25 protein-coding genes are annotated in these 21,771 nt (G+C 45.1%); 1 reads left to right on the top strand and 24 read right to left on the bottom strand.

Annotated features, from left to right (window positions below; all coding sequences use genetic code 11):
* Window position 1: 1 nt before the first annotated feature.
* The 6 genes from IB222_RS23625 to IB222_RS23600 all read right to left on the bottom strand — a co-directional run bounded on the left by IB222_RS23625 (window position 2) and on the right by IB222_RS23600 (window position 5,316).
* Entirely contained in the window at window positions 2-499 is a 498-nt protein-coding gene (locus IB222_RS23625) for a hypothetical protein (protein ID WP_103798315.1), read from the bottom strand.
* A 202-nt stretch (window positions 500-701) separates the two neighbouring features.
* Window positions 702-1,358 carry a trypsin-like serine protease gene (locus tag IB222_RS23620; protein WP_149384835.1) on the bottom strand — a complete coding sequence of 219 codons (657 nt, stop codon included), beginning with the start codon at window positions 1,356-1,358 and terminating at the stop codon, window positions 702-704.
* Between the two features lie 642 nt (window positions 1,359-2,000).
* A complete protein-coding gene (locus tag IB222_RS23615; protein ID WP_149384834.1) occupies window positions 2,001-2,393 on the bottom strand; it encodes a hypothetical protein in 393 nt (130 codons plus the stop codon).
* 527 nt (window positions 2,394-2,920) lie between these two features.
* On the bottom strand, window positions 2,921-3,868 hold the full coding sequence (locus tag IB222_RS23610) for a hypothetical protein (RefSeq protein ID WP_223203166.1): 948 nt from the start codon (window positions 3,866-3,868) through the stop codon (window positions 2,921-2,923).
* A gap of 417 nt (window positions 3,869-4,285) precedes the next feature.
* Window positions 4,286-4,927 (bottom strand): hypothetical protein, encoded by a 642-nt coding sequence (locus IB222_RS23605; RefSeq protein ID WP_015063153.1) that lies wholly within the window; start codon window positions 4,925-4,927, stop codon window positions 4,286-4,288.
* Window positions 4,928-5,103: 176 nt separating this feature from the next.
* The gene (locus IB222_RS23600; protein ID WP_022652191.1) at window positions 5,104-5,316 is read right to left on the bottom strand and encodes an Hha/YmoA family nucleoid-associated regulatory protein; all 213 of its coding nucleotides are present in this window, start codon (window positions 5,314-5,316) and stop codon (window positions 5,104-5,106) included.
* Window positions 5,317-5,532: 216 nt separating this feature from the next.
* On the opposite strand from IB222_RS23600, the gene IB222_RS23595 reads away from it, so the two are divergent.
* The gene (locus IB222_RS23595; protein ID WP_149384833.1) at window positions 5,533-6,714 is read left to right on the top strand and encodes a tyrosine-type recombinase/integrase; all 1,182 of its coding nucleotides are present in this window, start codon (window positions 5,533-5,535) and stop codon (window positions 6,712-6,714) included.
* Between the two features lie 24 nt (window positions 6,715-6,738).
* Here the strand turns inward: IB222_RS23595 and IB222_RS23590 are convergent, their stop codons facing one another.
* The 18 genes from IB222_RS23590 to IB222_RS23505 all read right to left on the bottom strand — a co-directional run bounded on the left by IB222_RS23590 (window position 6,739) and on the right by IB222_RS23505 (window position 21,698).
* Window positions 6,739-7,083: a hypothetical protein gene (locus tag IB222_RS23590; protein WP_015063150.1), complete on the bottom strand. Its 345-nt coding sequence runs from the start codon at window positions 7,081-7,083 to the stop codon at window positions 6,739-6,741.
* Entirely contained in the window at window positions 7,019-7,927 is a 909-nt protein-coding gene (locus tag IB222_RS23585) for a hypothetical protein (protein ID WP_015063149.1), read from the bottom strand. The genes IB222_RS23590 and IB222_RS23585 overlap by 65 nt, the downstream gene beginning before the upstream one ends.
* Before the next feature lie 10 nt (window positions 7,928-7,937).
* Window positions 7,938-8,897, bottom strand: a complete 960-nt coding sequence (locus IB222_RS23580; RefSeq protein WP_149384832.1) for a DNA replication terminus site-binding protein — start codon at window positions 8,895-8,897, stop codon at window positions 7,938-7,940.
* The gene (locus IB222_RS23575; RefSeq protein WP_015063147.1) at window positions 8,887-9,495 is read right to left on the bottom strand and encodes a hypothetical protein; all 609 of its coding nucleotides are present in this window, start codon (window positions 9,493-9,495) and stop codon (window positions 8,887-8,889) included. Before IB222_RS23575 ends, IB222_RS23580 begins: the two co-directional genes overlap by 11 nt.
* Window positions 9,488-9,934, bottom strand: a complete 447-nt coding sequence (locus IB222_RS23570; RefSeq protein ID WP_015063146.1) for a hypothetical protein — start codon at window positions 9,932-9,934, stop codon at window positions 9,488-9,490. Before IB222_RS23570 ends, IB222_RS23575 begins: the two co-directional genes overlap by 8 nt.
* A gap of 16 nt (window positions 9,935-9,950) precedes the next feature.
* Window positions 9,951-10,487: a hypothetical protein gene (locus IB222_RS23565; protein ID WP_015063145.1), complete on the bottom strand. Its 537-nt coding sequence runs from the start codon at window positions 10,485-10,487 to the stop codon at window positions 9,951-9,953.
* Between the two features lie 73 nt (window positions 10,488-10,560).
* On the bottom strand, window positions 10,561-10,818 hold the full coding sequence (locus IB222_RS23560) for a hypothetical protein (RefSeq protein ID WP_015063144.1): 258 nt from the start codon (window positions 10,816-10,818) through the stop codon (window positions 10,561-10,563).
* Window positions 10,819-10,825: 7 nt separating this feature from the next.
* Window positions 10,826-11,362, bottom strand: coding sequence for a hypothetical protein (locus tag IB222_RS23555; protein ID WP_223203164.1), 537 nt, complete (start codon window positions 11,360-11,362; stop codon window positions 10,826-10,828).
* Window positions 11,363-11,471: 109 nt separating this feature from the next.
* Window positions 11,472-11,741 carry a hypothetical protein gene (locus IB222_RS23550; protein WP_015063142.1) on the bottom strand — a complete coding sequence of 90 codons (270 nt, stop codon included), beginning with the start codon at window positions 11,739-11,741 and terminating at the stop codon, window positions 11,472-11,474.
* A gap of 408 nt (window positions 11,742-12,149) precedes the next feature.
* Window positions 12,150-13,106, bottom strand: a complete 957-nt coding sequence (locus IB222_RS23545) for a hypothetical protein (protein WP_022652178.1) — start codon at window positions 13,104-13,106, stop codon at window positions 12,150-12,152.
* Between the two features lie 176 nt (window positions 13,107-13,282).
* Window positions 13,283-14,218: a hypothetical protein gene (locus tag IB222_RS23540; protein WP_149384831.1), complete on the bottom strand. Its 936-nt coding sequence runs from the start codon at window positions 14,216-14,218 to the stop codon at window positions 13,283-13,285.
* Window positions 14,219-14,291: 73 nt separating this feature from the next.
* Entirely contained in the window at window positions 14,292-15,212 is a 921-nt protein-coding gene (locus IB222_RS23535) for a hypothetical protein (RefSeq protein ID WP_149384830.1), read from the bottom strand.
* 77 nt (window positions 15,213-15,289) lie between these two features.
* Window positions 15,290-16,225, bottom strand: a complete 936-nt coding sequence (locus IB222_RS23530) for a hypothetical protein (protein ID WP_149384829.1) — start codon at window positions 16,223-16,225, stop codon at window positions 15,290-15,292.
* A 67-nt stretch (window positions 16,226-16,292) separates the two neighbouring features.
* Window positions 16,293-17,171 (bottom strand): hypothetical protein, encoded by an 879-nt coding sequence (locus IB222_RS23525; protein ID WP_149384828.1) that lies wholly within the window; start codon window positions 17,169-17,171, stop codon window positions 16,293-16,295.
* 77 nt (window positions 17,172-17,248) lie between these two features.
* Complete coding sequence (locus IB222_RS23520; RefSeq protein WP_149384827.1) at window positions 17,249-17,773, bottom strand: hypothetical protein; 525 nt, start codon at window positions 17,771-17,773, stop codon at window positions 17,249-17,251.
* 273 nt (window positions 17,774-18,046) lie between these two features.
* Entirely contained in the window at window positions 18,047-19,279 is a 1,233-nt protein-coding gene (locus tag IB222_RS23515; RefSeq protein WP_032610499.1) for a toprim domain-containing protein, read from the bottom strand.
* A 114-nt stretch (window positions 19,280-19,393) separates the two neighbouring features.
* Window positions 19,394-19,615, bottom strand: a complete 222-nt coding sequence (locus IB222_RS23510) for a hypothetical protein (RefSeq protein WP_015063134.1) — start codon at window positions 19,613-19,615, stop codon at window positions 19,394-19,396.
* 70 nt (window positions 19,616-19,685) lie between these two features.
* On the bottom strand, window positions 19,686-21,698 hold the full coding sequence (locus IB222_RS23505) for a VWA domain-containing protein (protein ID WP_149384826.1): 2,013 nt from the start codon (window positions 21,696-21,698) through the stop codon (window positions 19,686-19,688).
* Window positions 21,699-21,771 lie beyond the last annotated feature (73 nt).

The raw sequence follows: 21,771 nt of genomic DNA, 5'->3' as shown, positions 1-21,771 counted from the left end.
TTTACCTCACCGCGACCAGGCTACCTTTTGGAGCTTTCTTAGTAAGCATGTCGATTGTTGCCTTGATGCCAGCAATTTCTGCCTTAAAATATTCCGCATTCGACATCAACCTTTCCTGAACTTCGTAGAGCTTTTGGATGGCCTGACTAAGGGCGGCTGTCAGTTTCGCATTTTTTTTGTGTTTCACTATCGCGTACCCGCCAATCCCTAATACTGCTACAGGCGCGGCCAGAACCCCAATTCCTGCCACCATACCACCACCGACGATAGACCCTGCTGTTGCGAGCCCGGAGGTTATGCCAGCTGCTGACACTCCCGTTGTCCCAAGCGTATAGAGAGCACCAAAGGAAGCCGCAGCGCCGACACCTGACCCAGCCAATGCTGCTGCCCCCTCAGTTATCCCCGGGAACATTTTATCAAGCGCCTGGAGAGCGCTCGTAACTTCATCCATTGCCTTTTTGCCAATTTTTTCGAGCTCTTCAGTTTCAGTAGCGTCCATTACAGGCCTCGTATTCTTAACGTGCTGTGTTATAGGTGAAAAAGTGCACCATAAAAGTGATGTGGAAATCATGACTTACTATTGAGGCACTTTCCAGTTCATGTTTGTCAGTTTCAATGCTGTTGCTGTTAGTAAGGGCAGACGCCATATCGGGCAGACCCAAAATAACTATCGTGCCAGCGTCATTTTGGAACTGACTTTGCTAAAAATCAGTAGCGGACTGAACAGACATGTGTGGATTTGAATCTGGGCAGGTTCCAGACATTATTCCAACCAGACTTCCAATGACAAAATGCTCGTCATTCTCGGAGACGACATAGGGTCCACCAGAGCAACCATCGGTGTTGAAATGTGCTATTACAAAGCGAGTTGTGAGATGTTGGGGAGAATGATTTGAGCAATTTAAAGGCCAAATGCCTGAAACTTCACCAGGGAATGTCGAAATTGTTGTCTCATTCATTGGATATCCGACACCCAATGTATCCATGCCAGCTGCGGGAGCTAGGACCTTAAAGTAACTACTTACAGGCTGTTGTATTCCAGCTGGTAATACGATTTCTGCACTGTCAACAAACGGAATGCCGTCTTTAAAGTCTGCCCTGTCATTAGCCTCATTGAGAATGAAATCGACTAGAACAGGCTCTTCGTTCACCAGTCCTTGATGGTTAAGAAATTTGACGTAAAGTTTAAGTGTATTGCTGACGGGATAAATTTTTCCAAGAGCATTGGTAACAACATGGGCTGCGGTGAGAATCTTTTGCTGCTGACCATTATCGAAACCAAATGCAGTTGCTTCGAGATGGCTACTAAAATGAGGATCATTGCTTACATAGATTTTACAAACGTAGTTTTCAAACATTATTTCCTCCTTTTGCCGGTACCTAATCAGTTACACGGCTGCATGTAATAAACAACTAAACTCGCTTCCTGATATTTGAGTTTGTATGTTTTGGCAGGCACCAGCTCACCTCTGAAACACGGTTAGTCTCCTCCATGACATGGTTATGGATCGACGAAAGGCTGGAATTCCTTTAATGGCATTATCCATTTCAAGTCGTATGTCCTGAACGGGAGCGTATATTTTTATGATTCCAGGTCTTAACCCTGAAACATTCCCCGTATCAAAAAACTGACCCGTTACAGATAAGCCACCACCGGTGCTGGCGATTAATTTAGTAAATTGCATGTCCTCATCCCATAAAGGGTAGGGCCTACCCCCGGCATCGAGCAAACCTGACCACCCTGCCCTTATTAAGACCCCACATGCGGCAATTGTGCCCTGTCCACGCCGCCCGCGAACTTTGAGGAAATGGGGAGTAAATAAAAAGAAAACAAAAAGTTATCGGCTGAAGTACGTGCAAAGGTCGGGAATCAGGCGAAGCCTGACAGCACGTTGGGGCCTGGCAGGGGGCATTAGGGATGAGGACATGCAATTGTGTTATCACGTCCGCACCAGCTGTCGTGGAAATCATCCCCGGCCGGTTAACCCGGTTTCGGATGTTCACCAGTTTTCCGGGTAGCAAGGCCAGCTCATCCAGACATCGAGCACCTCGGTATCACTGACCGCCGCAGCGTAAATCCCGGCACCCGGGAAGAAATAGACAGGCAGGCTGGCGGCGGGTGACGTGCTGTCATCCGTCAGGGAGCCGACAACCTCATGCGGCCCCCGGAGTAAATCACCCAGGTAGTCATCCGGCCTGATGCCGTTGCGGGATGCAGCCATCGCCACAAACTCCGCCAGCGGATGGCGGGTCGGATAACCCCTGAACACTTCATACGATGGCGAAACACATTCGCCGCTGGTGGACCGCCCCCAGTACCCGGCCAGTTGTTCCGGACCGAGTCCACAGGCATGTTGGGTGACCTGTGCTTTAAACTGTTCGAACGTATTCATTCCTGAAGTCCCTGTAGGGTATATTTGGCAAACCTCCCTGCCAGCGTCACTACCGGCAGGACACCGCATTGTCAGACGCGACCACCGGCTATGAACCGGCAAGACGTCAGTCGCCCGCCAGCCCGGGTGAGGTGGAATACAGTTTACCAGTTCCGGCCGACTGACTTTGCCGCCAGGAGACGCTAATTACACTATTATTGAATCTTTGCATCTTCGATGACCAATATCGCCCCGACGCTGAACGCTACTGGAATGCATCTCTTGCCACGATTGAAAGGATCAAACACACCTACCGCGCAAAAATCCGGAACTCCTGATCCAGTCTTTCGGCCATAACAGCCCAACGCTAATGTATGTCCATTAGCGTTGGGCTGTTATGATGGCTGTGCCAGTTTATATTACCGGACTGATCATGATAGGTACTCTGAGACCATGTAAGAAATGAACAACCCATTACTGCTTAAGGCGAGCAAGTAGATTTTGTTTACGTTTCCATGCCCGCCAGGCCCGTAACTCACCAGCCCCCTTCAGAGCAATGAGAAATTTGTTGGTCCTTCAGTTGTTGCCACCTTACTGTCTTCGCAGGCCGTCAGGCAGACACTTTTAAGTCGGTGGTTGTAGAGGCCAATACGGGCGATTTCCTGGAGATAATCCCGTTCCTCCATCGTTAGCGACTGCCCTTCCTGTGATTTTGTGATCATGTCCTGCCAGTTCAGCAATTTCTCGTAATTCACATGCTCACTGGTGTCGAGACAATGCAGACGGAAGTAACGTATAAACAGCGGAAATTCATCAGTCTGGGCTATATTGGATGCTCTGACGGTGAGCCGACACAAACAAACGATGGTGTCCTGCTGCATTCTTATCAGCGTATTCATGCTCTGGGGTAAGATGTCCGGCAGCTTCATGTAGCAGTCGGAAAGACGCTGGAGAAGTGGTCCTGCTTCCGCAGGCTCACGGCCCTGATAAACCTTCAGGGGTTCAGTCCCCAGTTCCTGCATCATGGGATGATACAACCACTCTCGTGACTCCGTCTCATCAATGATAATTTTCTCGATACGTTCGCTGTAGGTTCCATCTCGCCTGCCAAGTTGTACCTGACTGATTTCGTATTCTATATCCGGCAGATCGATACGTAATGCTGCTACCATTTCCGAGGGATGGAGATGGTCGAACGTCAGCTTCCCGGCCACGCTGCGATCGGTATCAAGAAACACGGCGACACAGAGGTCGTTAACCTTCACAAACAGATCTGCCGTGGCGCCGAACATGCTTCCGCTGCCGCTTACCTCATCAAGTGGCACCTTCCCGCCTTCATAACCGGCCAGAAGATGCGGGAAACCGAGAAGATGTCTTTCCCGGACAACTTCAATAATTTTTCCCCGAATCGCCTCCATCAAGCCGTCACAATCACCGAAGAGGTCCGTGGTGTGGCTATAGTGCCAGAGTTTGACCTCACCCTGCCTGGCGATCAAATCCGTACGACACCCGGGGCAGATACAGTTGCATGCACTCCCTCTGCTTACTTCCGTGATGTCCAGATACCGCCCAGTTTCGCGATGGAGTCCGAAAGGAATCCCATAGGTATAGCTCTTTCGCATGTTATTTCCCCCGCAGCATACAGACATTCACTATATCGGACGAAAGCAGTATGACATTTCGATAAGAGGTCTTTTTTCATGAGTTTTTAAGTTGCTTTTATTACTGTGGCAGGGGCAAATGGATAAAGCGATGGCAATTCTATGCTGGTAAAAAGTTACTTTTCCGGTTGCCCGTCCCTCCACCAGCAGTGAGACTTATTAATACGGACGGAACCGGAATTAGTGAGCATTCCAACAGTGGGCTCACTTTCAGGACGAAAGCTGATTTAATATAAATACTGGACCCTACATTCAATGCAGTTTGTGTTGATCAATATAACCCATCATAAATTGCATAAGTTCCGGGTCACTCCGGGCAGAAAAAAGTACAGTCACTACGTTTTTCATCGCACTTGTCGCATTGCTGGCGTCAATAGCATTCTTGTCATTTATAATTGCATTATTCCCAATTTTATTAATCTGATTAATTACTTCATCCTCACTGATGCTTGTACTCCGGATTGAATCAAAAATCGGGTAGGCCTGCGCCGCATATTCAGTGAAGCGGACAGCATCAAGGCTCGATGCCAACGCCGCCTTTTCCTGTCGGGAATATACCGCCAAAGCGGTCTGACTCAGCAACTCCGAAGGCGTCTCGCAGGCCGCAGTACTGGTGTTCCCCTGGATCATGCCCATTCTGAAAAAATTCGAGACAACCTTGTTTATTTCATCATTCATTATCTGGCTGAAACCAACTTTTGGGTCTGAGGTAGTGAAATTTGCCCTGTAGTTCTCAAGCGCCAGAGAGGCAACCTCTGCGTTGCCCGTCTGAGTTGCGTTACAGGCGTAACGGTAACCTTCATCCAGTTTTTGACTGAACTCGTTTAGGCTCGCCGCGTTTAAATAAAAGGAGATGAATGGAAGAGTTAAAATTAATAAAGGTTTAATTCCCATGCGTTTTACCACAACAGAGCAAGTAAAGCATTTTAAGTGAAGTTATTACTTTTCTGATTAAACTAATTCCCAGAGGTGGTAATAAATAATTTAATAAATTTATATGTTCAACAGACGATTTCATAAACCTCTTTTTGTTAAACGTCGGCTGTATAATGGTTCCCGGGATTTTCATTTTACTGACGAACCAGGGTCCATACACTGGCGGGGACTTTATCGTAGAGTTTTTTCATTGTCAGTTCAGCTTTTCGATGGTCATATGCCCCGGAAATTTCTAGTGAAACTATACCAACATTCTTTTCACAGAGTCGTTCAAATACTTTTTCCAGTGTGTCAAATGAAGAGCACTTACGAAATTTCATCAAATACGCCTGTTTAGTTTCGGACATGGTCAACCTTAAGTTATTTTCAGCAAAAGTACAGTATCCCAATCTTATGTGGATTTGTTCCGGGAATCTAATTTTTTTTGCAACTATTTGACGTATAACTCCGGCTCGTTGCTGAACTGGCGGGCCCCCTTTTTTTGTTGCCCGGAACCTGTTCATAAGCAGGTACCGCAATGCTAAAATGGCTGTAAATAAAAACAGTGTATTCAGGTGGACACAATGAATAGCCAGCCAGTAACCAGACGGTTTGCAGACAACGATCTCCATCAACAATTGTCTACGGTTAAAGTTAATGACAAGCAACTGATGCGCCTCATCCGCTATTTTTCTCACCTGAAATACCATACGGCTAAGACGTATCTCCATTGGCTGCGTTCCTGGAATGAGTGGCATCAGGCAAATGCAGGAAAGGAGGTGAACGAAGATTGGCCCGCCAGCTCTCTCCCGGTGACTGAAACTCCACTGCTGGCCTATTTAGACCATCTTCAGAAGTCACTGTCACGAAGCAGTATTAAAGGGTGCCTGCATGCCCTGAACAGTATCCAAAGGAAAGCACTCGATCAGCCTGGGATCATCACATCTGAAGTGGGTTATATTCTTGCGGCCCTCGAACAGGCTGAAGCCCGAAAGCAGAAAGTTACCCGCCAGGCTACGCCATTCATGGTGACGGATCTAAAGGCATTGATTAAAGCACACAGTACGACGCAGTCGGTGCGCAAACTCCGCGACCTTTGCCTAATTTGGACAGGGTTTGAAACACTGCTTCGCTCAGCGGAGATCAGGCGAATTCGGATGGAAGACCTTGTGCTGGATGAAAAGACCGGCAGCTTTACCTTGACGGTATACCGGACAAAATCCACTGTCAGTACCCTGCTCACCTATCATCTGACCCCTAACCTCACAGCCACACTGAGAAGGCTGATGGGTATGGTCGGAAGGGATCAATACAGCCATCCGAAGGACTATCTCTTTCAGGCCGTTAACTTTCAGGATAACGGATATATGCCACCTGAATGGGGTTTACGAAGCCAGGGTAACGAAATCAATGCGCTGCTGAGAAACCATAACATGCCCTATCTGCCTACCCGAACCCCGCTCGGGGGAAATGGCGAACCCATTCCCGTCGAGGATGAGGGTATGCTTAGTAAGAACACGCTACTCCGGGCCTTTGAAGCGCTTTGGGAAGAGCTTCATCCGCAGGAAACGGGCACCCGATGCTGGACCGGTCACAGCGTCCGCGTAGGCGGTGCCATCGAACTTGCTCATGCCGGGTATACGCTCTTGCAGATCATGGAGATGGGTAACTGGAGCAACGCGGAGATGGTTTCACGCTATATCCGTAACATTGAAGCTGGTAAAAAAGCGATGACGCAATTCATGCGCGGAGCGCTGGATGAGTAGCGCCCATGCGGGCGCTGCTGAGGGTTATTTCTTACGGAAAGGATTAAACCGGTTCAGATCCTGAAGGGCGTCTTTCGGCGGCAGCATACCTGTGCGTTTCATTTTATAAACGCCGTTAAGCTTCATAGTTTGCACACCCAAGTTTAACAGTGCCACCAGCTTAAGCGTATACAGAAACGTGAATGCCGGGGCCATCTGGATAAAAATAAACAACAAACCGGCACACATCACCCTCAGCCACGCCGCATATTCCATGCTCAGCGGTCGCTTAAAATAATGGATTTCCAGTAATCCCACCGCCTTGTTACTGATCCACACCGCTGCCAGTGAGAGTAACAACACGATGCACACCATAATGCCCAGTTCCATGATCCTCACTCCCCGTCGTTTTTATATTTTGTGTTTCTGATTTGCCTGCTTTGGTTTTGTTTTTCGCCTTCTTTTTGGGTTTGATATGGTGGAACAGGAAACAATCCACCAGCACCCAGCCATTGGCATACCGGGCCAACAGCAATTTCTGCCCCGGATAATGAGCATGAAAAAGCATTTTCACATCGGCGGTATTCATGATCTGTTGCTTACGCTTCAGCTCCTCCTCAGGCATCTCATATTCCTGAATAAATGGTGATGACAACCGCTGGCGAAGCATACGAATAGCGCTGGCATTTTCATCGTGTTTAGCCAGACGGCCAAAACGCACAAGCGCCTTATGAGACACCTGGACAGGTCCCAGATGGGAATCAACCAGTTCATACTGCCAGAAATATCGCAGATCCACTTTCACCCAGCTGATACTGTCTTCCTGTGCAGCTTTCATTATGGTTCCCGACATCGGGACCATTGTCAGTTTGGTCAGACGCATGTGAATATAATCAGCCAGGGTCCTGAGGGACTCCGGTACATTATTGTTCAGCAGAAGCTGCTGAAGCCCCGGGGTCGACGTCTGCCAGCTCAGGTTGCGGCCGTCAGGTAAAAATTCAAAGTTTTGATCCGCTGGCGCCGATTTCGCATTGTTTTCCTTCCTCATGAGAAAGTAATGGCCACACAGTAACTCGGACCGTACCTTATCCTCTCCCGGGTCATGTCGGGCTTTACTGAGATCCACCGTCAATACAACACGGTTAATAGCGTCCTCGTGGTATTTTTTCACCCAGACACAGACACGATAAAGTCTCTCATCGAGCTTCTGGCTGGTAGTGGAGATCCATTGCATGCTTTTCTCCTCAGACCTTACTCATAATGAAAATGCCAAGATCCGCACCGGGTACAAGCTCCGTGTAGCTATGGTTGATCCTTCGTGCATTTGACGGTGCGTCATCCGACGCAGGCACCCAGTTCTGAAGACCTTTAAATGCTGGCTTTTGTCCAACAGCGAAAATGGGCAGTGAGGCTTTCACCACCTTGTAATCCGTCTCGGCGTATTTGCTACTTCCACGCTCCGTGCCTTCAGGACGGTATGAGAACAGATGCGCGATCGGAACCGGGAAGGTATTGGTCCGACAAAGACGTAACGCATCCCCGTCTTGTAGGACCTTTTTTTCAAGTAATGCCTTCGCCCTATCGATGTTCGCAACCACTGTCAGGTCAGTGGTCGCTGGCGATTTGACCGCTGCCGTACGACGCTTATCCAGCATCGCGATGAGCTCACTGGCGTTGGTTTTTACCTGGTTCCGGTTTAGTCGCCAGCAAAAAGTAACTTTTTTAAGCCGTGCCTCCACAAACATAATTTTGCGAGTAGACGCCACTGTCACAAGGCCGGGAAGTTTACGGTGAACTTCCTCAAAGCGGATGTGTTTCTCATCATTTACCCTTTTCATAGCTGAGGCAAAGTCAGTTTTGGCGTCGTTGATATCGCGAATAATTCTGCTCAGCAGTTCGGCACCCTCAGGAACAATAATCAGCCCCGGATATTTGGTCGTTACTTTCGTTGAATTCCTGCTGAGTACATCGATGTCATCGATACAAAAATCCTGAAATACACGGATAATGTCATCTACAGAGGCATCAGAAATAGTACTCACCTCAATTGGGGTAACCTCTTTCAGCCGCTCTTCGTGGCGCGTGACGGCCCCCACAGTCATCAGTTCCGCCATCACCGGCTGATGGTTATTCAGAAAGGCTCTGAGCTGTTCAATTCGCTCCAGAATCCGATCACGGTAGAAAGGTAAATTTTCACTGGACATTCATCACTCCGGTTTCAATAAAACAGCGCAACACCGTTACATCCTCAACCACTTCTGAAGATGCGATACGCAGCCGGTAGCTGTACTTTTCCAACACCTTCCGCAGTTCATCGGAATTGCCTGTTGTATAAAGGGGCAGAGGTTCAGCCTGCTGGCCGTCATGCCTGAAACAACGATTAAGGTCGGACAAAAGGCCAAAACTGACAGGCCTGTGTTGCAGATTGATACGCTGCCAGTCCAGCGGTACACCGAACTTCACCCACCAGCCCAGTCCAATAAGTTCATTTCGTATACTCTGCACATTACCCAAATCCGATACTGTAACATCCGGGATAACGCCATTACCTTCCACCAGCAAATGCATCACGCTCTTAAAATCAGGCTGACGACACTTTCTGGCTTGCTTCAGAATGGTTCGGATCGAACGCAAACACTGACGAGAATGCAAATTACGACGTTCAGCCGAACTAAGCCATCTGTTGATGAGTTCATTCGAATACGCCACCGGGCATTCCCCGAGGCCTGACCTTCCGTTTTCACGGACATACAACAGACAGGAGGTAGCTGCACTCACTACAGCGTCATATTTTTCATTCATGTTTACCCCCGTTAATATCAGAAATCTGGTTATCCGGAGTCAGGAACAAAGGCTGATAATGCAAGCGCCACGGATAATGTACCGTTAGGCCATCCGTGCCAATACGGTTCAGCCTGTAGCGGCCGTTCATTCGATCAACAGACCAAATGCCGGGAACTACAGGACGGCTCCACCGACAAACCGGTAAACCTCCGAGCTGAAGGGTATTCACCAGCCCTTTATCAATCTCGGTCACGCGTACCTTCAACAAGAAGCATAACCAGGGAGAGCACCAGATAAACAGCCAGACGGGCGCTAGGACAAACTTGTTTAGCAAATGCCCTGTCATCAACATCGCAGATAACAGCATAAAACTGATGATCAACCAAAAAACCATCCATCCTAACCAGGCTCGTGTCTCACAAAGTTTCCATTCCAACAGGTAAAGTCGCTTTTTCATCCAGAGCCCCCGGAACTCAGTGAATGACTGAGGTGTGCTGCATCAAAATAGGTGTGCGTGGCAAGATCTCGTTTCGCCACAGCTCTTGCGCTGACGTCCATCCATGGAGAATTCCGTTGCCACAGTGTGAATTGAACGCCATTACCTCATCATTTAGCTGATAGACAAGCCTGTCTGGCATCTCAAGGTACTCAGGCAGAGAAAGCAGTACGCCGTGGATCATTTCGCCAGTCAGCCTGGATAACGTCTCTTCTTCGTCGAGATTTACTGTTGGCATTGCAGATAGTGGGATAGAGAAACAGCAGAGATCCATACCCACAGCGTCATAACCAACATCAAAACCATCATCATTAAGCACAAATCGAAAGATAGCCTCAGGTGCCTGACCCAACTCGGGCATCGGTGCTTCAGGCACCTCTGTGCCGGTAAAATATTTTTCGGTCCAGTTGCTAAAGGGACTGGTAAACATCCAACAGAGCAGCGACAACGCAATGTCCGTTTTGAGTACTCGTTTCGTGCCAGACGCTCCAAAAGGATGAAGATTGCTTTTCATGATTTACCTGTAGATTGCTTTATTTACAGCTATTTAAACACATTCCGGATTTTCCCCAATAGGTTGCAAAACGCTAAAATTCGCAGATGCTGGTCCCCTTCTGTTTTAGTCGATGCTCAAGATAGATGCTGGCCAGATCGAGAGGATGATTTTCTTCGAGGCATGCCCGAACGAGATCTTCAGTTGATACAGATTCCAGTCCCCGGGTTTCAAGAATTTCTTTCGCCGTCGTCAGCGCCCGGGAGGCACTTCGACTTAACTGAATTTTCACCTGAGAACTGCTTTCACACAGGGTGTCAGCTGGTACGGTCTGTGAATCGGTATTGTACATAGGGGTATCACTCCATATCAGGGATCGAATGAAAATTGACTGCAAGAGACGTCTCTGGTTCACCGTTTTCCACAGTGCTTAGCCAGGTTCGGGCAGGAAGTTGTTGCTCACAGAGAAGCAGGTAACCTTCGCCCATAAGATGCTTTTGTCCCAATGCATGCAGTAGATCCCCTGAATATGGACCCAGAGCAGTTTGGGTATAAAACAACGCGCCTGCGGGTATTTTTTTAGACAACATGCTCATTAATACGATCTTCTCGTCCTCATTTTCGGGTAAAACGAGGATTATCCTGAACCCCTTGTTAACGTGTGATTGCAGACCTGCAACCAGCGACCGAAACCTGAGCGCATAAATGACCATCCTGAATCGGGTCATTAACAGTGTTGTAGCAGCAAAAATAACGACGACTGAGCCGAATTTTGACCGGTAAAACCACCAGTTCAGGCCACCGGCCACAATCAAAACAACCAGAAGCACAATGCTTCCGTAAAAAAATGCAGCCGGGAAACGGGTTCTTTTTCCTTCGAGGAGCGCCGACGCCATTATTACGCCCGTGATGCAGTACACAACCCAGTCATAGAACGATTCAGTCATCATTAGGTGCTTGTGTCTCGTATTGTTATAAAATCGGACGCCTGCCTTTATAAAGCCCTCAGCAATCGTGTCCCATACAGCCATAGACTTCGCTAAAATTGTCGCAACTGTCTGTTGTCACAAAGAGTTCCCCACGGCCTAAACGACGCTGTAGATCGGCCTTTACTTCAGCTGCCGGTTTGAGAAAAAGATACTCCAGCTGTGAGTCACTTCCCGAAGAAAGCAGCAACTCAATACTGAAATCAACATGCCGATAAGAGAACTGGCTTTGGTCGTGGGAAAAGACCGAGTTCACAGGGATATTGCTCAGACTTATGGTGGCAGGCATAGTCACTCCTTTGTTTTAAACAGTATACAAATCTCTATCGTTCCATTTTTCGGATAAGAGACCTATTTTCGCGAAACTAAAACAAAGTAAGTAAATTTTATTTATGCAGTCTCCAGCATGTAGACTGATTGCGGCCGGAAACGGAAACACGTGTCAAAAAATTGAAACTAACCGGAGCAGGAAAGGAAGCAGCAGAAAGAGTGTCATTTTGGATTGGAGTTGATGCGGAAGGTAACGGATGGTTTATGAAGAGCTGTGACCGGAGAGCAATGCAGTTAATCATATCGGTCAATGAGTACGTTGAAATATAGCGGATTAAAGAACAGATTTGAGGAATAAAAAAAGGCACGGATAACCGTGCCTTCTTGGGAGTATAAAAAACTGAAGATATAAAACTATCTTCAGCACTCATGCCGCAACGGAGACTTTAACCTCTGTAGCGGGGATGAGTTTACGTAATGTGGAGAATACTTCATAAATTAGATCCTGACGGTCATGGATTTTAACCCGGCCACCAGTCAATTCAGATACATTCACCCCTTGGTAAAGTTCATTAACGACTTCACCATCTTGATCAAGGACTCGAACATGAGCAACCATATGAAAGTAAGATTTTGCAGCATAACTTTCATAAATATCAATAATCGATTCATTATTACGACGTAAAACTACTTTGCCGGACGGCAGCGTTGTTTCATCCATATAACAATCGGTTAATTGATCGTCGAAATCGTCCTCTTGAAGTGAAATATGCAGACTCAGTTCGTCGGTAATTCGACGTGAATATGAATACTCACTAAATGTATAAGCGGCCATGCTTATATCACTGAAAGTGCGATAAGCATCATGAAGACCGGATGTTATTTCATCTGATACATAGTTGATAAGCCCAATAAAATGCGTATTCCAGAATTGTTCCAGTGCAAAACGGGCGATTAAAACCTGTCCATCAACTTCCATCAGTTTTTTGTATTCTTCACGATCATAGCCACCAGGTTGTGTGCTATCCGCAGAAAGACTTAGGATATCACAACAGACATCATCGTATTCAAAGCGGCTAGTCGCGTAGTGTTTACCAGAGATATCCAGATACTGACCGGAAACTTGGTCGAAGACCTCAAGGAAGTAAACCAGGCGCTTCTTGAGAGTATTAGCATCCAGTCCATCCAGTTGAGTAGCATTAAGCGTTTCCGCATAATGGTCCACAGACTGTCTTAATTCACTGGCTGATATACTGCAAGAAAAAGAAACCTCGTCGCCCTGGCAGTGAGAGACATTGATATGAATCTCTGTCTCATCAAAATCAATGCCAATGTCTGCCAGTACTGCACGAACGTAGTTTTGATTATCAGTATAATTAGTCATTTTCACTTCCTCAGGAAAATTGAAAGGAAGTGCCCCATAGGGGAGCAACTTCCCCAGTGGGTGGATAAAAATATGTTTTTCTAAATCATTCTATCCTGCCAGTTAAACAGGAAAGTGAACGCAATCATTTAGTCGAACAAAGTTACTTTTTACGATGAGGTTAGAATGAGGACCGGTTAAACACCGTCCCGAAACTCTTCAATCGCTTCATGGATCAACGCTGCTCTGTCACAGATTTGTACTCGGCCACAAGGTCCCACAGAAGAGAAGGTTCCGTGCGAGGATTCACACTTAACACTCCCATCACTGCCAGTGAAACGAACGTTCATCATAACCGGCACATCGTGTCCGGAACTTACGCAGGTATAAAGACGAATGAGTTTTTCATCATCGCAATACACCCCCGTCGTGCCTTCAGACTCATTGAAACCAATGTAAAGATCAGGCATGCAAGCCGGGTATTCATCAGTGTTCAGCTCAAGATGCAACATCAGTTCATGATTTACACGACGGTGATATTGATATTGACCTAAACTATGAAATGAATTTTTAACAGACTTGATAACCTGAAGAGAATTAAATAGACACTCTGTTATTTTTTTCTCAAACTCATAGATAAAGTCGCCAAAATCAGAATGGAAAAATTGCTTCAGTGCATACCGGGCAATAAGAACTTTCCCGTCAACACTCATTCTATTCTGATAAATTTCCTTTCTGAGACCTTTCTGAAATTCATCATATTCAGGCAACAATTCTGAGGCCGCCAATATTGATGTTGCTATATCGAAAAATTTCATAGTGCTATGCGCATTATGATAACCACGAATTGTTATTTTCTGAAACCCAGACTTTTCATATACTTTAAAAAGGTATTTGATTTTATTCCGGAGAACTTCGGTTTCAGAATACGGCGCTTTATGTTTTATCAACTCTTCGATATATGAATCAAGATAGAATAACAAATCATCAGTCGCCACTTCTGCTTTGAATGAGAGTTGTTCAAAGAAATTAGACTTATCAAACAGTTTAATATCCTGTTGAATTACTGTCAGACCAAGTTGTTTTTTAAGCATGGCGCTAACAAAATTTATATCATCGTTTTCATTAAACATATCTACTTCCTCTTGAAAGAATAAAGGAAGCATCCCCTAAAGGGATTGAGCTTCCCTTAGGGTTATTTATTAATTACATGTAAAGCAGATCATCCGAATGCTCTGGAGCATACGAATTGATTTGCTTAAGCGAGTTATTTATAGCCTTTCTGTACAGCGATGAAGAATGCGATTGAACCATTTTGTACTCAGTGACGAGAAGAGGTGAAGTAAAGCAACCTAGATTCGCGTCGAGAGTTAAAGGGCCATCGTTGCAAGATTCAATAGCAGCGTAAATGCGCCGCTTCATCACCCTACCCGACAGGTAACGATTAACATGGTTCAGGAACTTGTCAGCCCCAGAAATACTACTCACATCCCAGTTGGCAGAAATTATCTGGTCTGCAACTGAAACGGGTACCGGTTCAACTACTATCTGAGTATTGATTTGATGGTCAACACTGAAGAACCTGGTTAACACTTGTGGAACTGAACTTTCCGCAACCTTTTCTGTAACTGCGAAAATAAGCGGAAGAACCTGAGATAAGCGTGACCGTAACTGGCCATGAAGATGGCTGATGAAATTGTGACCGTTTTCAACCATACCAAGGATTAAATCCTTGTCTGCATTGCTGGAACGATAATAGACATAGTCCAGTTTTTCACGGTTCACACCTTCATTCAGCCAGTCTGGCTCAACATCAACAAGACGCAGGTGAGCTGCTGACACTGAAACCTCAAACTGCAAGGTTTCAAGAGTGACCGGCCCAGCCTTCAACAACGCAGCTCCTGAGCAATATTGTGCAACAGGATGGTTATCCACGTCAGGGCCCCATAAAGGCTCCCAGTCGCGCAGATAACGCATTAAATGCGGTTTTAAAGTCCGGACTGGAATATCAACCTTCACAACAAGACTCTGAATGACTCCGGTTTCCAGATTGACACTTTGGATCGCAGCACCTTCAAAACCCATCTTCACCAGCATCGCTTCAATTAATTTATAAATAGCTTTCATTTTATTGCCCTCAGTTAAGAGGGAATTCTCCCCAAGGGAAGAGTTCCCTCAGGGATTAGATAAGTTGAAAATAAGTTTTAATACCCGTAACGAATAGCGTGTTGTCTTTCTTGAAGGTAGGCTTCGTATTCATCTTTTCCGGATGCGAAGCACTCTTTAACAAAGACACCGCAAAACATTTTAAGATCATCTCTGGCATGCATTTCTTTATCTGACATGACTTTAGCATAATCAGACGTGTCGATATCCGCTAAGCGCCAACCGTACTTCATGTAAACACGATTACTGTGGGCAAAGCCTTTAAGATAGCGGCGTGCATTTTTGATGATCTGACGACTACCAGACATGTCGGATGACAAAAAGTCACGTGCGATCATCGTTTCCAGAATATCAACTGGCAACCCCTTACAAAATATTTGAACATTATAACTATTGTAACAGTCATGATATTTAAAGTCCTTTATAAGACGGTCAGGTTGGTCAGTTGTTATCTTATTTAAAACATCAAGTGCTAAACGAATACCTTCCTTCATAGTTTCATGTAATTCTACATTCACAAATGAAAAGAAGGGACTCAGTCCTTCTTTGTACGTGAGATAGTCTTCACCAAAACGTCCATGTCGAGTTAAATGCAGCAATCGTTGCTTGTTATATTCACTATCAGTCACGTCGTAACTACCACCGCGCTGTAGAGTGAATCCTTCCTTGGCAGTAACCGGGAATCTAATATGGTCAATAAAGAAAGACCGATTCTGCTTATTTTTCACTACATCTAACTGACGTTTAACACAATCCGTAATGTTCTGGTCTTCGAACCCAGGGAACGGGATATCTAAAAATATTGAACTGTATGCGTTAGCATACGAATGAAGAAAATCAAATGAAACATCGGCGTCACAGCGTATACCAGTAAATTTACCGTCACAACCAGTTAAGCAGATAACATTGCTGACCTTCACAGCGTGATTGCGTGACATCAGAAATGCATTAATGATTTTCTCGATAATTTTCATGTAATCCTCTCGTTATAAAAAGGGATTACGCCCATCAGGGGAGTAATCCCCAGATGGGTAGTGTTAATCAGAAATCAGAAAGACCTAAATCTTTATTTCGCCCTGATATCGTGGAAGATATAAGACGATTTACTCGTTTCTGTATACTGTATTCAGACGTCTCACTTATAAAAAGTGGTAATGACTTACCAAGAGACTGTCCATTTCGATAATAGTGACAGACTATATAACCATGTCTCCACCCTGTACTGATATAAGACTTAACACATTTGATAAAACCCGAAGCTGCCGCTTCTGTTCGTAAAGAGGTAAATGATTTCAGATACCGGTCCATTGAACATAGTGCAATAGCTTTAAGAGTTACCTCCAGCATTTCATTCCCGTACTTCACTCTCTTAATTAACTGTTCTTCATTACGGTGCAAGAATGCATTCCGCAGTCCGGCAATCAGTATTAAAACTTCTCTGAGTAAAGTACAGAGTCTATTACGCACATATCTCATGAAGTCATCAAAATATAAAAGCCAGAAACAAGCAGCCTGGCTAATCAAGAGATCATGGGAACAAGCTAGCATCTTAGCCAGCTCGATATCTTCGGAACGAAGAGAAAAGTTACTTTCCTCAAACCGTTGTTGCTTTGAATTACACGTATAGAGTTCTATCCATACAGAGATAAATTCAAGCGATTCCATGTCTTCGCAGAGCAATTCAGCACTGCTGATACACTGCTGAAGTTCAAGGCCGATATCATACGATACCGGACAATCTTTCAGAGTCTCGACATAGTCAGGGACGAACCGCGATAAATGCGTTGTTTTCAGGTACAGGCTGAGATGCACTTGTGTCAAAGGATTTACAAGAGACTGTACAGGCATCTCAGTAATGGAAACCGGTACAACACCATCCTTTATCAGAACTGCATTGACAAGATCTGTAGCTAATTTCATAAGGCCTCCAGGTTAAATGCTGAGGGCCCCCCCGATGGGATTGGCCATCAGGGATGTAGTTAAAATATGTGATATGTTTATGCGCAAAGAGCCATGACATTGTCGATATAACTGACAAGAGATGGTCGCTCATCCTTTACTGCAAAATGACGAAGTCCATCCAGATTATATGCCGGTAGAAAATCGGCATAACCACGGATACGAAGATCATCAACCACAAGTTTTAAATAATCAAATCTTCCAAGAGAACCTCTCAATGGGGGCCTTCCCGATTTGGACAAAACTTCTAAAGCTTGTTGCCACGTGATATCTTCCGCTTTTCCTGTAGCAAGATTAAAATGCACATAAATGAATGCTTTATAATCTCCACGACAGGTAAGATAGTAATTCGGAAAAAAATATTTATCACAGCGTAACAAACATGTACCTGAAGGGCGAATTACATACAACAGGTTTTTGTCCTTATCTATTATGCTGTGTTTTAAAATCGTAAGGTCAACTTCACTATCATGAAGATAATAGCATGATGATGGTTGCTCAACGATACGAGATGAAATCACAGCAGCAAACTTATTAAATAAGTCTTGATTTTCAGTTTTCATAACAATGCTCTCTTATATTAAACGATGAGCATCACCCTAACGGTAATACTCCCGTCAGGGGTTTTGAGTTATATGGATATACCACGTCATACAACCGACCGTAGCCAGATGTACCGCACATTTATTTAACTGAGCAAGCATCTCAGCCGTAAAAAAAACCTGAATAACAGGTGATTTTCACGAAGGAAATCTAATTATCTGTTTAGTATTTATGAAATTAAACACTAAAGAGATAACCCCCCCCGACCTAAAAAGGCGGGGGAGTTATCGGGTTTAAAGCTGAGCAAGACATTCAGGAGCCCATTTTACTGGGAAGCCATCAGGTCCTGTTAATTTCAATACTTCGTTCCAGTCGATTCCTTTCGTCCCTTCAGGAATATCGAAATCTGGTTCAAAGACTTTAATTGTCAGCTCTGAAGTGGGATATCGCTTTGCAAAAAACTCTTCCATTCGGGCCTGAAGTCGTATTGCTGACTCCATACCCGGGCAAGCGCCTCTTGAATTCACAACATCCTTATCCGCCCAGACGTAAAACTGTATTTCTTTCACATCCGGAGGAGGCAGTAGACTATCCGGCACTTCAACGTTTTCAAGACACCAGGCAGAGCTCGCAGCCCAACACGGTGTTGAAGTCGCTTCAGTTACTGACAGCGCGTTTTCTATGCCTTCAGCCACACCTAACGTCCAGGTACGGGTACCTGAGTTGTAGTGTGGGTCGTACAGCTGAATTGAGCCGCCGGTCATATCGGCAGGCGGTTTCATCATCAGTTTCGGATTCTCTACCCGAGCCTTATCACCATTTTTCTCTACGAACGTTCTATGGATTGTCAGAGGACGTCCCCGAGTATCACGATAAATTGCGATCATTCCCGGGTAAGTTGACGGTTTCTCTAGTGACTTATCCATATAGTAAAGTCGGTTGTTCAGACCAAGATCCTTAGGCAGATTACTCAGAATTCGTTTAAGACCACGATTTCGGAGATACATGCCCACAGGACTCCCTGGCTTGATTTCACCTGTATAGTGATATAACACTTCAAGTTTACGCAGCCGTTTTTCAACTTCATCGCTATCAAGCGTTTCGGTTGCACGAACTGTTGATTTATAACGCCGTTCACTTTCGAGATCCGCATCAGTTAACGGAGCGTACAGATCCATACCAAAGAAATCAGTCAAGATCTTCTTACAAGTCTGGGTTTTGCTCAACTTGTAATACTCTGCCAGCACATCAATACCGTCACAAAATGCATTCACAGGGAAATCATTGTGAATAGCACAACCGGTATAGAGGTCTTTTTTTCGGAAACGGAACTTTGATTTCCCGTCCCCGGTGAAGGGGCAAGGAACCTGGCTAGGTGCTTTATCACAAGCATCTTTAAATGCCGGTATTCTATCGAATACATAGCGCCAGCCAGAGGCTTCCGCAACACGAGCGTGAACCATTTTAATAAAGTGCTCAGATACTTCATGTGGTGTACGCTTAACAGCCGGTGATGCATAAGTCATTTTGTTCTCTCTTATCTGGCATTGTGGGTTTCTCAATGCCCTCTGCGATGCAGAAAACAGGGAGAAACCCACAACGCAGAATCTAAGAATAAGGGCCATAATGGCCCTTAACAATTACGCTTCAGACTTGAAGCCATTATTTTCAAGACGCTGGATAAAACCATCAACCATTGATGTTGCCATTTTTACATTACCCTCCGGTATAGATACATCCCGGAGAATTACTTCTTTTGGCAATTCACTTTTGACAACTTCACCCATGCGACCAAAAATACGGACACGATGCATCATCCCGACTTTTTCATACTCGACACGGTAAGTCTTTATCTGAGTCATATATTGCTCCTTAATCCTTCAGGGAGCAAAACGACCCAACCGGGCGTCATTTTGCCCCGATTGGGTAGAGTTAATTAGATAGAATTTGATGTACTAATTTACTGACCACATTCGGCAGTAAAGAAATATCATCAACATTTACGAAGGTGCCCTCATCAAAACCAATTAACTCATCAGTTTTAATGCCTACACCAGCGATTTCAATACCGTTACTTTCAGCTACCGTAAGAACATCACTAATGGTGTAATCAGACTCTGTCGGATAACCATCAGTAATGAGGAAAACAATTTTCCTGTCAAACTGGCTTTCAAGTAACAATTCTACAGCAGCCATTAAGGCGGAACCCGTTGGGGTATTATTCCCTTTACAGCCGAGTGAAAATTTTGAAAGCGTCTCTTCCGCGTTTTCATCAAACGTTTTGATAACTTCAAAGTCTTTGTCGACAAACGGATAAATCACATTAGCAACGTGCATTTTTGAATTAGCTTCAATCGCCAAAGTTAATGCAAGGTCAGTCTTAATTGCGTGGATATAACGGTGATCCAGAATCATAGAACCTGAAATATCACGAACAATAACCAAGCCGACGTGGCCCCGGTTTTTAGATTCGCTTTGCGACCGGAATACATCCCTCACACCCATCGGAGACTGGATCAATCGATTAATGTCGAATGACAAGCCTCTATCACGGGTTTTAAATTGACCACGCATTTTTACCTGCTGTAAAACAGATAAGTCTGCCCCAAGAGTCTGACTGATATTTAATGCTTCATTGTAGACATTCAGATCAATAAGCAAATCTGGAAGATCCCACTCATTTGCACCAAATTCAGCTTTAACCTCATCCGACACACTGGCAGCAATTACGGAGATTTCATTTGCAAGAGCCTCATGAAAATCTTCACTTTCCTCATCGCTGTTAAGAAAATCATCCAGCAATTTGGCAAGGATACTCCACTGCTCAGGAGAAAAATTACTTTCCCCATCGGAAGGATTTCCATTGGAACTGTCGATTTGGGAAGGAGTTCCGTCAGCATCATACGAGTCAGGGTTAGCCGATTCATCGGTTTCGGGCTCTCCATCAGGTTCACCGTTACCGCTCTCAGCACTTTCTTCATCCCCTTTAGATTGCTCTGACGGCTCATTATCTTCCATAGGTGCTTTACCATTACCAGCATCATCGTCTTGCTCTTCGGAATCTCCATCCCCTTCACCCTGGTTGTCACCATTGGTTTCGGAATCAGGTTCATTCTCAGAGCCAGATGAATTGTCTGTGTCGTTTTGCGGGTCTTTATTCTGATCCTCTTCTTGCTGTTTCTCTTTGGCTTCATCCCGTAAACGCTCTAAAAGAGCCAAGGTTTTACGCGCCAGAGAATCGCAATTTTGCGTACTTTTGCAACTTAGAGCCTGATGAATAATCTCATCAACTTCTAAAATTACAGGCTCAAGGATTTTCTTTGCATAATCGAAAAATGGATCAAGCGTTTCTTTATGCCCTTCTTGCTGGAGAACGTTAACCCGCAATGTATTAAGCAGGAACATTTCAATAAACTGAACAGGGTTTTGAGGGCTTGAAGAAACATCAACCGTCATTCGCCCAGCTTCAACCATCAAGGCATAACTTACCGCGAGGCGCTTTTTTGCCTCCTGATAGTCAATACCCGTTTTCTCTTCCATCTGGACATCATCAAAGAGATTAATAAGTCCATGTAGGCGGTAAGCCCGGGCATATGCGATTTTCTTTTGTTTAAGGGTTTGAAATTCAGCGTTCAGCTTATCATCTATACTGATGAAGCCATCTGCATTAATCAGTTCCCCAACAAAAGCTTCACGGTATACTTCATGTTCTGTATAGCGACCGTGTCCAGCTTCATGACATATAAACCCTTCAATTAGCTTGACGAATTTCTCATCGCTATAATCACCATTAGGTAATACACAAACGTTCTTTTCGCTGTTGAAATAAGGTGTACGTACCTTATTGTCTATTACAACATTAAGACCACTTATACCGCTTATCACGCTGGCTATATTCGTCAGGCGTTGAATATGGCGGGGTGAAGATTTCAAATCAAATTTCATTTGAGTACCTTTAATTAATAAAGGGTACTCACCCAGATGGTGAAGTACCCATCTGGGGTTATTTTTACAAGAC

The sequence above is a fragment of the Citrobacter sp. C13 genome, assembly GCF_014596815.2.
Classification (GTDB): Bacteria; Pseudomonadota; Gammaproteobacteria; order Enterobacterales; family Enterobacteriaceae; genus Citrobacter; species Citrobacter portucalensis.
This window is presented reverse-complemented; position numbering and strand designations above follow the sequence as displayed.